11 protein-coding genes are annotated in these 11,480 nt (G+C 54.9%); 2 read left to right on the top strand and 9 right to left on the bottom strand.

The features are described 5' to 3' along the window. Positions 1 to 27 precede the first annotated feature (27 nt). From M2406_RS01185 to M2406_RS01175, 3 genes are read right to left on the bottom strand one after another with little or no spacing between them, the layout of a single operon-like run. The gene (locus tag M2406_RS01185; RefSeq protein ID WP_259188143.1) at positions 28 to 333 is read right to left on the bottom strand and encodes a pentapeptide MXKDX repeat protein; all 306 of its coding nucleotides are present in this window, start codon (positions 331 to 333) and stop codon (positions 28 to 30) included. 58 nt (positions 334 to 391) lie between these two features. Next, the gene (locus M2406_RS01180; RefSeq protein ID WP_259188140.1) at positions 392 to 1,180 is read right to left on the bottom strand and encodes a molybdopterin-dependent oxidoreductase; all 789 of its coding nucleotides are present in this window, start codon (positions 1,178 to 1,180) and stop codon (positions 392 to 394) included. Positions 1,181 to 1,190: 10 nt separating this feature from the next. Next, on the bottom strand, positions 1,191 to 1,802 hold the full coding sequence (locus M2406_RS01175) for a cytochrome b/b6 domain-containing protein (protein ID WP_012005942.1): 612 nt from the start codon (positions 1,800 to 1,802) through the stop codon (positions 1,191 to 1,193). 147 nt (positions 1,803 to 1,949) lie between these two features. On the opposite strand from M2406_RS01175, the gene M2406_RS01170 reads away from it, so the two are divergent. Both M2406_RS01170 and M2406_RS01165 read left to right on the top strand, forming a co-directional pair. Next, positions 1,950 to 2,663: a response regulator transcription factor gene (locus M2406_RS01170; RefSeq protein WP_012005941.1), complete on the top strand. Its 714-nt coding sequence runs from the start codon at positions 1,950 to 1,952 to the stop codon at positions 2,661 to 2,663. Between the two features lie 3 nt (positions 2,664 to 2,666). Beyond that, the gene (locus tag M2406_RS01165) at positions 2,667 to 4,133 is read left to right on the top strand and encodes a HAMP domain-containing sensor histidine kinase (RefSeq protein WP_259188137.1); all 1,467 of its coding nucleotides are present in this window, start codon (positions 2,667 to 2,669) and stop codon (positions 4,131 to 4,133) included. Here the strand turns inward: M2406_RS01165 and M2406_RS01160 are convergent. The 6 genes from M2406_RS01160 to M2406_RS01135 form a co-directional block, all read right to left on the bottom strand. Then, complete coding sequence (locus M2406_RS01160) at positions 4,130 to 4,792, bottom strand: fimbria/pilus periplasmic chaperone (protein WP_012005939.1); 663 nt, start codon at positions 4,790 to 4,792, stop codon at positions 4,130 to 4,132. The genes M2406_RS01165 and M2406_RS01160 overlap by 4 nt on opposite strands. A gap of 9 nt (positions 4,793 to 4,801) precedes the next feature. Further along, positions 4,802 to 6,436 carry a hypothetical protein gene (locus M2406_RS01155; RefSeq protein WP_259188135.1) on the bottom strand — a complete coding sequence of 545 codons (1,635 nt, stop codon included), beginning with the start codon at positions 6,434 to 6,436 and terminating at the stop codon, positions 4,802 to 4,804. Continuing rightward, positions 6,426 to 8,906 carry a CS1-pili formation C-terminal domain-containing protein gene (locus M2406_RS01150; RefSeq protein WP_259189923.1) on the bottom strand — a complete coding sequence of 827 codons (2,481 nt, stop codon included), beginning with the start codon at positions 8,904 to 8,906 and terminating at the stop codon, positions 6,426 to 6,428. Before M2406_RS01150 ends, M2406_RS01155 begins: the two co-directional genes overlap by 11 nt. 96 nt (positions 8,907 to 9,002) lie before the next feature. Continuing rightward, positions 9,003 to 9,671: a hypothetical protein gene (locus M2406_RS01145; protein ID WP_112363845.1), complete on the bottom strand. Its 669-nt coding sequence runs from the start codon at positions 9,669 to 9,671 to the stop codon at positions 9,003 to 9,005. An 80-nt stretch (positions 9,672 to 9,751) separates the two neighbouring features. Next, positions 9,752 to 10,339 (bottom strand): common pilus major fimbrillin subunit EcpA, encoded by a 588-nt coding sequence (locus M2406_RS01140; RefSeq protein WP_012005935.1) that lies wholly within the window; start codon positions 10,337 to 10,339, stop codon positions 9,752 to 9,754. 435 nt (positions 10,340 to 10,774) lie between these two features. Beyond that, entirely contained in the window at positions 10,775 to 11,404 is a 630-nt protein-coding gene (locus M2406_RS01135; protein ID WP_259188132.1) for a LuxR C-terminal-related transcriptional regulator, read from the bottom strand. Positions 11,405 to 11,480: the final 76 nt, after the last annotated feature.

Raw genomic sequence — 11,480 nt, 5'->3', positions numbered from 1 at the left:
TTTCAGGGTAGCCGGAGCCTGCGCCACTTATTTCCCCATGGTGTCTTTTTTCATTTCATCTTTCTTCATGCCGTCTTTGGCCATGCTGTCTTTTTTCATGCCGTCATGTTTCATCGCATCCTTACTCATGCTGTCTTTCTTCATGCAATCCTTGCCCATGCAATCTTTCTTCATGGCGTCTTTTTTCATGCCGTCTTTAGCCATGCCGTCATGAGACATCTGGCCCATATTGTCCTTTTTCATCGCGTCTTTGCTCATGCTGTCTGCAGCATTGGCACCGATAGAACCCAACATCAACGCGCTGCACATCATCACTGCGAATAACTTTTTCATGGTATTTCCTTCTCTCATTTAAAAAGCACCTGTGTGCCGGGGATAGTTGTGGCCGCCTTTAGCTGCCGCCAAACCAGTTGTAACCTTGGTCTTCCCAGTAACCGCCGGGAAAGCGGTTGGTGACTTCAATCACCTGAATATGTTTCGGATTCTTGTAGCCGAGCTTGGTCGGCATACGCAGCTTCATCGGATAGCCGTATTTTCGCGGCAAGATCTGGCCGTCGTAGGTCAGCGCCATAATGGTTTGTGGATGCAGCGCCGTGGCCATATCGATACTGGTGTAGTAATCGTCGGCGCATTTGAAACTGACATATTTGGCGCTCAGGTCCGCACCGATCGCCTGGAGAAATTCCGCGAACGGCACCCCGCCCCACTTGCCGATCGCACTCCAACCCTCTACGCAGATATGGCGCGTCACCTGACTGATTTGCGTCATCTTGTGCAATTGCGGCAGCGTCCAGGGCTGCTTATTCAGCACCAGTCCGTTGACCTCCAGCCGGTAGTCGTCGCCATTGATCTCCGGTGCCTGCTCCTCGGCATAAAACGCGTTGAACGGGAACGGACGAGTGATCATCGACTCGGCATACACCGGTGCCAGATGGTCGGCATTGAACAGCCAGCCCTGTACCCGATCGTTAAAGCGTGAGATGCGGCTCAGCGCCTGTTCGACATTGGTGTTGTCGCTGATGTCACACCCGGTGAGCATGGCAATTCCCCCCAGCGTCAGCCCGTTGCGCAGGAAGCGCCGCCGCGAAGAAGACTCCAGCTGGCGTGCCAGCAGTTGCTGCGCCTCTCTGACGATCTCTTGCCCTTCACTCAGGCTTATTGGCTGTTTCTGTGTTTTCATCAGGCTCTCCTTAACGTCCACGCAGCATGGCCAACAGCGTGCGTGGCACCAACGCCACCATCACCAGATGCACCACCACAAAACCCACCAGCCCCGACATGGCGAAAAAGTGGATATAACGCGCCGCTTCATAGCCACCGAGCAGTTCACGCAACAGTGGAAATTGCACCGACTTCCACAGCACCAGGCCGGAAAGCACCATCACCACGCCCGCCACCATCACAAACAGGTAGGCTGCCCGCTGCACCATGTTGTAATGGCGTAAATCGTTATGGCCGAGCTTGCCCCGCAGCGCCGCCAGCAAATCGCCGAGCAAGGCTTTCGGGCTGAGCGGCCAGAATTTGCGTTTCAGCCGGCCACTGAAAATATTAATCAGCAGATAACATAGACCGTTAATGCCAAACAGCCACATGCCGGCAAAGTGCCACTGCAACGCGCCGCCCAACCAACCGCCCAGCGTCAGCTCATTGATAAAACTGAAGTTAAACAACGGCGAAGCGTTGTAGATACGCCAGCCGCTGGTGACCATAATCAGCATCGCCAGCGCATTCAGCCAGTGCGTCAGGCGCAGCCACAGCGGATGGATCACCACCGGTTTCTCCGGTGTAATGGACATGGCCATGAGGCTTTCCTTGGGTGGCGTTTCGATGCGCTGAGTATCCGCCTGATTTGTTCCCCAAGACCTCACGCAAAGTTAAATAAAATGTGATAACTCCGGCACTGAGGGTTGTGTAGACTTCAATCAGGTCTGGCAATAGCGGTGAGAAGAGTGGAAAAGCCAAAGAAAATTTTAATCGTCGAGGACGACGGCAACATCGCTGAGCTGCTGCAATTACATCTGCGCGATGAAGGCTATGACATCAGCCATGCCGCCGATGGCAATCTGGGCATGGCGATGCTGGAACAGGGTGGCTGGGATGCACTGATCCTCGACCTGATGCTGCCGGGCATTGACGGGCTGGAGATCTGCCGCCGCGCCCGCAATATGACGCGCTACACGCCAATCATTATTACCAGCGCGCGTTCCAGCGAAGTGCATCGCGTCCTGGGGCTGGAGCTGGGGGCGGACGACTACCTCGCCAAGCCCTTCTCGATGCTGGAACTGGTGGCCAGGGTCAAGGCGCTGTTTCGCCGCCAGGAGGCGATGAGCCGCAACCTGCGGATGGACGCCGGCACGCTCAGTTTTGACGGATTGACCATCGACCCGATTGCCCGTGAGGTACATTTGAACCAACAGACCATCGATCTGACGCCGCGCGAATTTGACCTGCTGTATTTTTTTGCCAAACACCCCGGCAAGGTGTTTTCCCGCCTCAGCCTGCTCAATCAGGTGTGGGGTTATCAGCACGAAGGCTACGAGCACACCGTGAATACTCATATCAACCGGCTGCGTATCAAGATCGAAACCAACCCGGCGGAACCCGAGCGCATCCTCACCGTGTGGGGCATGGGCTATAAATTCGCGGCTGTGCCGCAAGAGTGAATCATGAAAAACCTTACGCTAACGCAACGCCTGACCCTGATCTTCGCCCTGTTGATGGTAGTCAGCTGCGCCATCTCCGGCTGGATGCAGGTGCGCAGCAGCACCCAGTACAGCCAGGCGGTAATCCAACGGCTGTCCGGTAATCTGGCGCAGCACATTGCCGACAGCAACCCGCTGTTGGGGCAAAACGGGCTGAACGCGCAGTCGGTGCAAAACCTGTTCGGTCAACTGATGGCGGTGAATCCCAGCGTTGAGGTGTACCTGCTCGATAAGCAGGGCGAGATTATCGGCGATGCCGCACCGGCCGGTCACCTGAAGCGACAAAAAGTAAGCCTGCAGCCGCTGCAGGCGCTCTTTAATGGTGCAAATATGCCGGTGTACGGCGATGACCCGCGTAATCCGGATGCCAAAAAAGTGTTCAGCGCCGCGCCCCTGAAGCTCAACGGTCAGGTTGAGGGCTACCTGTACGTGGTTTTGCTGGGCGAGGATTACGACGCGTTAACCAGTCATGCTTTGCATAACTCCGCGGTCTCCATGGCGCTGTGGACCTCGGGCCTGATGGTGCTATTTAGTCTGGTTGCCGGTGGTTTTGCGTTTTATTGGGTGACCCGACCTATCCGCCGTTTGACACGTCAGGTCAGTGAGTTGGACAGCGGGGGCATCGCGGCGGTACAAGCCTATGCCATGCTGCCAGCCGACAGCGGCGGTCGCGATGAAGTCAGCCGACTGCAGCAGGCATTCCGCAGCATGGCGCAGCGTATCGCCGAACAGTGGCAGACGCTTTCGCAGCAGGATCAGCAACGCCGTGAGTTTATTGCCAATATCTCGCACGATCTGCGCACTCCCCTGACGTCGTTGCACGGCTACCTGGAAACCTTGTCGGTTAAATCGGCCAGCCTGAGCGACAACGATCGCCAACGCTATCTGGAGATTGCACTGGCGCAGAGCCGTAAGGTCGGCCGATTGGCGCAGGAACTGTTCGAGCTGGCGCGACTGGAGTATGGCGTGGTGAAACCGCAGAAGGAGCCGTTCTCACTCAGCGAATTGGTGCAGGACGTGTTCCAGAAGTTCGAATTGGCAGCAGAGGCTCGCCAGCAAAGGCTGCTGGCGGATATTACCCCCGGCATTCCGTTGGTGTTTGCCGATGTCAGCATGATTGAGCGGGTACTGACCAACCTGCTGGACAACGCCATCCGCCACACGCCGCAGGGCGGTGAGATTGAAGTGCGCCTGTGGCAACAGGCAGGCAAGGTGCTGGTGCAGGTTAATGACAGCGGCCCGGGCATCCCGCAGGAACTACGCGCCGATCTGTTCGTGCGCCCTTCGATTCTGAGCAGCGCCCGCCGCCATGCCAGCGGGTTGGGACTGATGATCGTTCGGCGCATTTTGCTGCTGCACGACAGCGATATCCAACTGGTCGAGCGGCCGCAAACCGGTGCCTGTTTCCGCTTTTCGATCCCGCTGCGTTAGTTAATGCAGCTTTTATCGACGCTGATAAATTTGTCGTTATAAATAATAAATTTCTGCCCTTTCAGCCGAATGCCTGCATGGGTCAGCGTATCACCCGGGCGCAGGTATTCGGTGATCCCCTCCTCGTCGGTACTGTCACAACCGGGCTTGAGCAGGAACTTGAAGTAGGTGTTGCCGGTATTAGTGAGCGTGCCACGCTGCGGATCCAACCGATAGGCGAAATGACTCTGGCGTGGGCGCACCACCAAAATGGTGTCCATCACCACTATCGGCTCCAGATTGACGCCGGCAGTTTGACGCTGCGCCGGGTCGAAAAGGCGGGTGGGAATTTCGCGAAATGATACCCGGTAATAACGCTCGCGATCGTCCTGCGGGCCACGGTAGAAGAACTTGTAATATTCGCCCTGCCCGGCCTGCAGTTGCAGCTGGCGCGGGGCAAACAGCAGTTCGCCGTCCGCCGGGCGGCTGCGTGTTTCTTTCTCCCCCGGTCTGTCGATGGCGCGCACAGTCACCTGATAAATACGCGCGCTGCGGTTGTTGTTCAGCACCCGCTTGGCGGTGAACGATTGGTCTTGATCCATCGCAAACGTCAGGGTGCCGACGTTTATTGCCATCACACCAAATGGCCAACACAGCAGCCAGAACAGCCAGCTTCTCATGGGTTGTTCCTAGTTAATGTTGCGCCAGGTGGCTTCAACGTGGATCTCCCCGGCGGCGCTAACGTCGCCATACCAGCCGTTACCGTCCACCGTCTTTAGGGAAATCGGGTTATTCATCGGGATGCTGAACTTGACCCGGGTTTTGTTCAGCACCCCTACCTCACCGGAGATGTCATTCCACGGCGTGCTGCTCCATAACGCATTGGTCATGTCATGCCACTGTCCGTCGCAGCCTGCGTCATAGCTTTGTTGGCCGTTGGTGCTGGTAGTGATACTGAGCATGGCCGGGAAAGGCACCTGACTTTGGTTATCCGCCGAGGAAAAAATGCAGTAATTAATCCCGTTGATCACCTGCGTTGGGCCGGTGGCCATCACTCGCACCTGGTCGGCGGCGGTCTTGCCGCTGGTGGTGACGATATAACCAAACTCCAGCGAAGGCTCCGCCGGGCCGACGTAACCTTCGCGGTGTGGCTGGTTATCGTAGTCGTCGGAGATAATGCTGATGCTGAAATCACGCGGTTTGATAATCAACTGGTTGGAGGTGGAAAACTCGTACCAGCCAGACTCGGGTGAGGTGGTGTTCTGGAAGCGGAAGTTGATCAGGTCGCGAGTGCCGCTGTCGGAAATCCCCAGTTTCACCATTTGCTTGAAAAAGTTGCTGGCGAAGAACACGTAAATCACATTACTGCTCTTCAGTTGATTAAAGGTGTAATAGCTGCCGGTTCCCGAGGTGTTTTTCCAGCTATTGCCATCCAGGCTGAACTGCAAATCGGCGGCGTTGGTCGCCGACGTTAACGCCGCATGGTTGATCGCCGGGAACACGTGAATCGAGGTATTGCTGACGCTGCCGTCGGTCTGCAGATCGTAACTGACCATTTTACAGGTGATGCCAGAGCGTGAACCGATAGTCTGGTTTTTACAGTCGGCATTGCCCTCACCGATGATCGGTACGCCATCACTGTTAACAAACACTTCCGACACCGCATTGGTGTTGATAAAACGCAGATGCGCCGCCTTGCTGTGGGTTACGGTGCGTTTATACCAGCTACCTCTGCTCTGATTCTGACAGCGCCCCCCGCTACTGGCATCGTAGACATCCGCGGTTTGGCAGGCATTAATCTGCATGCTGAATGCGCTGCCTGGGGCCATTTGCTGCAAGTATTGATAGAAACTCGGCGACATCATACCGTGCATCCATTTAGCCCCACCCGAAGTAACCACCGCACCGTAAAATCCTTTCTCGTCGGTTGCCTGCGGCAGAATCAGGCTGGTATCCATATTGCAGCCGCCATACCAGTTAATGCAGCGCAGCCCGAGAAACGGGTTCTTGATCGGCGTATTTTCCAGCCACATGTCAAAACGATTGTTGGCTGACAGGCCGGTATTGTAGCCGTTATCCACATAGCCGAGGCTTTGTTGATAGATGGTGCCGGAGCCGCCGTATTTTAGCCCGGTCCACTTATTGGCGCCGGTCATGCGCGGATCCAGCCCACCGGCCGGCGTAACAAAAAAGTTGTCATCGGCGTTATTCTCGACAAACACGAACTTCATCGTCGCGGCATCCGGCCTGTTGGTGACGCTCACCGCCGCGCGCAGCGGCAAGGTAACCCACAGCATCAGCAGCAGCGTAAACTTAGCCTTCATTGATCGTCTCTCCTGTCTGCAGGTTACCCGCGTAGGTTTGCAGTCCGCTACAAATCACGTCGCCGACCCATATCGCCCCCTGTGCCTTACTCAGGTCCAGACTCACTTCACAGCTCTGGTTACCCCTGTAGGTAAAGTCGATCACCGGGAACTTCTTATCGACGTCCATAATGAATTCGCCTTTTTCATCGGTGCGGGTGCGGCCGATATGGTTTTTGATATAGGCGTTGGCCAGCAGTGTGCCGTCTTCCGCCTTGATGCGGCCAAATACCGTCACCATCTGTTTAATTTCCGGCGTGATCACCGCCACATTGCCCGGATACAGCGTTAACTTGCTCTTGCGCCTGGTGACGATATCGAAGCTTTCCGCCGAGTTTTTATTGTTCATCAACTCAACTTCGTACTGGCCATACGGCGACAACGGCACATAGTTTTTATTGCCGGTCAGCTTGACCGTCCGGCCATCAACCCGGGCGGTCAGCATGCCGTCATTTTCAATGCCGGTGTTAAAGATGATGCCCGCATTGCCCTCATTTCTGCCGCTGGCGGCAATATCACGCCCCTGCCAACCTACGCTGCCGCTGGCGGTCAGGCTGGTGTTAACGTAACCGTCGGCAGAGCTGCTGACGTTGACCGTACCGGCGGAATATTTGGTGTCAAAGCGCGCATAGGCCCCTCCGTTCATACTGTTGTCGCCCTTGGTGTCACCGGAGATCGCCCGTGACAGGTTGGCACCCAGGGTGCGAATGGGGCCGTCTTGAATGTCTTTACGCGCGGCCAGGTTGGCCGTGGTATAGCCGTTCTGGTTTGAAACCCCGGCGCTGAGCCAGTTGCCCATCGGCAGTGAGAAATCGAGTGCGATGTATTTGCCGGTATTCGAACTGTAGCCACCGTTGTTGTAGCGCTGTACGCCGGCACGCACGCCAAGCGTGCCAAAACGACCGGTGAAAATATTTTGGTAATAATCAGCGTTGTAATAGTGACTGCCGTTCTTTTTATCGTCGTTATAACTGAGGCTTAAACTCCCCAACGGTGACCAAAGCGCGCCAAAATTCATCGTGCCGCCGATGGCGCGGTTATGCGCATCGTTTTGCAGCAGTTTGTCGCCGATCACCGTTTTTTCCTGATTGACCCACAGGCTGCTGAAACCGCCGGGCAGTGCGGCACTGACGCTGTTGACCAGGCTCCAGGAATGGTCAGATGCCACCATGTTCTGCACGTTGAACTGAATCGACTGACTGAGTGGCACGCTGATACGGCTTTCACCCACCGCGTTGCTGTCAAACGAGTAACCAGACAGCGCCCAGTTCAGCGTCTGCAGGTTACCGGTGGCCGACGCGCCGATCAGGTAAGAATCCTTGGCCTGCCGCTGGCGTTGATCATCACCGCGCCAGTCATCCATGCGGATCATGCCGCCCCAAAATTGCCAGGCCAGCGGCGCATTGGCGCCGCGGTTAGGGCTGAACAGCTTATTCACCCGCTGCATGCGTTTATCCACCACCCGACCGTTGACCACCACCTCAACCTCAACGTCATAAATACCGTAAGGCAAGTTGCCGGTATCCACCTCATGGTTGCCCATGGCAAAGTTCTGCACGCTCAACAGTCGTCCCTCGCGCGACAGATGCACTTCCCCCGCAGAGGGGAAGAACGCCACGATCGGCGTCAGCGATTGGCTGTTATCAAATACGGTGGAGTTGGCGCGGTTACCATAAGACAGACCATAGATCTTGCTGGAGTTGATGGTAGTGACCGGCCCCAGCGACTGTAGGTTCCAGCTGTCCAGCATGCCGGCGGCAAAGCGGCGGCCGGCGAAATCACGTTCGTACATTGCCTTATACAGCGTGGCGTTCTCATCGCCGCTGCCGATGCCATAAACGGAACCGTTAACTTCCACATGATGCTCACGCAGGGCAGTGACGCTGTTGAGCGACAGGTAGCTGGAGGTATTGCCCTCGCTGGCCCGGGTGCGGTTATCATAAACCCCGAGGTTATAATCCAGCGTACTGCTGACGGCATCCACGCTGGAAACGCCGATGTCGCTGGAGCGAGCACGCAGCAGGGTCCCCATCGCCGCCTCCTTCACCACCAGCTGCAAATTAAGCTGGCGGAAATCCAGCGCCAGCCAGGCGTCATCCGTCAGTGCAATGCGCTGTTGCTGGTCAAACTTAGCCTCCTGCAACGCCTGTAATTGCCTGATGGTCTCTGCGGTCAGCGGCGTGCCATCGTCCCCGTCTTCCAGCGTGATCTGGCGGATTTTCAGCCGATCGTTATCCAGATATAAAAAAGCGTGCCCAATGCGGCTGTCATCTTTTACACCGCTGTTTTTTTCAAAGTGCAGCAGCAGTGGAATACTCATGCCTTCGCGCAGCGCCAGGCTGAAGGTCTGCGGGATCAACACACCGTCAATTTGGGTCAGCCCGGCAGCGATCGCCGCCTGGCCCGGTAGCAACACCGCAGGGATCGCCATCACCCCGCCGGCCAGCAGCGTTTTCAACAGCACAGCCTTCACATGCCACTCCTTGCTTTAATGTGGTGCATTCCGTTTCATTGCAGACAAGCTGCTCTATTTCACCGGGATAAACTGGTCGCCATGCCATAACGCCACGCGACCTTTCTTGTCGTTGACGTCTACTTTGCTGAACCCCCGCGCCTTGCCCGGCATCACGAAATAGTTTTCCTTGCAGTCATTGCCGTCTTTCTTGTTACGACAGTTGCCGTAGGCCACCACCTTGAAAGTGGCGTTGCCGGTGTTTTTGATCTGGCCGGCGGCAAACTGGTAATTGAATTGATCCTGCCGGGGTGCCACCACCAAAATGGTGCCGATTCGTGCAGAGGTGGTCGCGACGGCATTGCGCTTGGCCGAGTTTTGCCCCACGTCGCTCAGTGCCTGATCGAACCAGACGATGCGGTAGTAGCGCTCCTGGCCATCAGTTGGCCCTTTGTAATAAAAGCGAATCACATCGCTGGCGTTGGCCGGCAATATCAGGCTGGCCGGTGATAGCAACATTTCATCTTTGCTGCCCATCGGCACCACCGCACCCGATTCCAGCGGGCTGGAGATACGCTCGATTTTGATGTTCACCAGGCGACCACTGTCGGTGGTGTTCTTGATTTCTTTACTCAGACGCGCGCTATCGCTGTGCATGAACGAACTGATCTCACCGACATCAAGCGCGAAAACAGGGTAAGACAGCGATAACAGCAGGAGGGCGGCGAGAGAGAAAGGTTTCATGACGGTATTCCAGTGGCGTTCTTCAGTAGCGGTGAATAACAGGGGGTTACCCCCCTGTTTTACAGCGGTCACTCAGGGGATTAGGCGGTCCAGGTGGCGTTGAATTCAACGCTCACATCACCGCTCCAGATCCCTTCCGGCAAGGTGCTAAAATCAGTCACTGCGGTGGTGCCGTCAGAGGTGGCGCCAATGATGGTGAAGGTGAACTGGTCTTGTGCACTGGTACGAACGGCCTTGTTATAGGCGTTAGACAGCGCGCTCAGGTTGCCACCCAGAATGCCGGCAGAGGTATCAATCATGGTGGTCTCAGCGGTTTTCTCTACGGCCTCGCCGTTGTAGTTCACACCCACGTTCAGGGTAGAACCAGAGGTGTCGAGCTGAGTCAGGGTGTTGGAAACCAGTTTGGAAGTCAGTTTGAATGCGGTAGCGGTGGCATCCCCTTCCACAGTCACGTCAAACAGACCTTTCTGGCTGTTAAAGCCCTTGATGCCTTCCGCGTAGTTGAAGGAAAGGCTGCCGATTGGGGTAACAACCAGTTTGCTGGTGGTGTCTTTCTTTGCGGTAGCAGACCAGGTGGCCAACGCCTGAGCGGTGACGTCGGCGGCTTGTGCAGTGCTAACCGCAGCGAAGGCTGAAATAATGGCCAGTGCCAGTGTAATTTTCTTCATGGTAAAACTCCCTTCAACTTTAAATATGATTGTGCGTCCATTAGCGTGACCTGCTTTAGCCAGTCTGCTTGACGAGAAGGAGAGTAACCGCTTCAAATCAAAAAAGAACCATTAACTACCAATACCTAAATATTTAGATTTTAATTCCACAATTAACGTTTACTCAACCAGATTTAAGCTTTAAAACCCAGATCATGCCCACAGCAAGAACAAAATCCCTATTATTTTCCATGCCAATAAAACGGCCAAAACAGCATATGAAATGCTCAATTACGCCAGGCGTAAATGCGGCCATTTGAATTATTTTTGTAGGATATTTAAATTGATCTAAATCAATTCTGGCGAAATGGTAAGTGGCGAGAAAAATAAGCGATCTGAGGAGGTTTTATTAAGCCGCCGATCTGACTGGTAACAAGACGGACCGACGGTTGATTTTCAGGCAGGATGCTGAATGCGGAAAGCCAGAATCAGACGCATAAACCCTGCCTGATTAAGGCCAAGTTTGCGCATGATATTCAACTTATGGGTACTCACCGTTTTGTAACTGCGATGGGTGACACGGGCGATGCGCCGCGGATCGCTGTCGGCAATCATCATCGCCAGTATAAGCCATTCGCTGCGTGAAAGAGGCTCCACGGGCTGGGTCAGCGCCGCCTGAATACCCGGGCTGCGAAACCCCACTCCCGTGTCGGCAACGGCAACGGCTTCGAGCAGACAATCCAGCGGATCGCCTTTTGCCACCAGGGATAAATGCGTCTCTGCCGCCAGCATCGCCAGTATGCTGGCGTTAGTCACTTCAGTAAATATGATCAGCGGAGTCTTCGGCCAGAAATCATTAATCGTCAGAATGAAGCGTAATACATCATACAAATTCTCACTTTCATTATACAACTCCATAATGAGGATTTGTTTCTCATTCTCCTTCAGCACAGCCTCTATTTCTCTGATGCTGTAGACAAATTGGTAGCGCGTTGGCTCGGGTTCAATAAGTGCCCGTAATCCTTTTCTTACCCAGGGATTGGGTTCAAAAAAGAGAATAGCCTCTTTGAAAGGAATATTCGTCATAATCTATTACCGTAATTTAGGTATAAAAATAGCGATTGAGGCGGAAATGCTGCATTAGTAGCCAAAAGGCAAAGCT

Source organism: Serratia sp. BIGb0163, from assembly GCF_024809935.1.
Lineage (GTDB): Bacteria > Pseudomonadota > Gammaproteobacteria > Enterobacterales > Enterobacteriaceae > Serratia > Serratia quinivorans.
Note: the sequence above shows the minus strand (reverse complement) of the source record. Positions and strands in the feature narration are given on the sequence as shown.

Excerpts from the sequence above, each read along its gene's own strand:
- M2406_RS01185 (WP_259188143.1), bottom strand. The coding sequence starts at position 333 with ATGAAAAAGTTATTCGCAGTGATGATGTGCAGCGCGTTGATGTTGGGT.
- M2406_RS01180 (WP_259188140.1), bottom strand. The coding sequence starts at position 1,180 with ATGAAAACACAGAAACAGCCAATAAGCCTGAGTGAAGGGCAAGAGATC.
- M2406_RS01175 (WP_012005942.1), bottom strand. The coding sequence starts at position 1,802 with ATGGCCATGTCCATTACACCGGAGAAACCGGTGGTGATCCATCCGCTG.
- M2406_RS01165 (WP_259188137.1), top strand. The coding sequence starts at position 2,667 with ATGAAAAACCTTACGCTAACGCAACGCCTGACCCTGATCTTCGCCCTG.
- M2406_RS01160 (WP_012005939.1), bottom strand. The coding sequence starts at position 4,792 with ATGAGAAGCTGGCTGTTCTGGCTGCTGTGTTGGCCATTTGGTGTGATG.
- M2406_RS01155 (WP_259188135.1), bottom strand. The coding sequence starts at position 6,436 with ATGAAGGCTAAGTTTACGCTGCTGCTGATGCTGTGGGTTACCTTGCCG.
- M2406_RS01150 (WP_259189923.1), bottom strand. The coding sequence starts at position 8,906 with ATGGCGATCCCTGCGGTGTTGCTACCGGGCCAGGCGGCGATCGCTGCC.
- M2406_RS01145 (WP_112363845.1), bottom strand. The coding sequence starts at position 9,671 with ATGAAACCTTTCTCTCTCGCCGCCCTCCTGCTGTTATCGCTGTCTTAC.
- M2406_RS01140 (WP_012005935.1), bottom strand. The coding sequence starts at position 10,339 with ATGAAGAAAATTACACTGGCACTGGCCATTATTTCAGCCTTCGCTGCG.
- M2406_RS01135 (WP_259188132.1), bottom strand. The coding sequence starts at position 11,404 with ATGACGAATATTCCTTTCAAAGAGGCTATTCTCTTTTTTGAACCCAAT.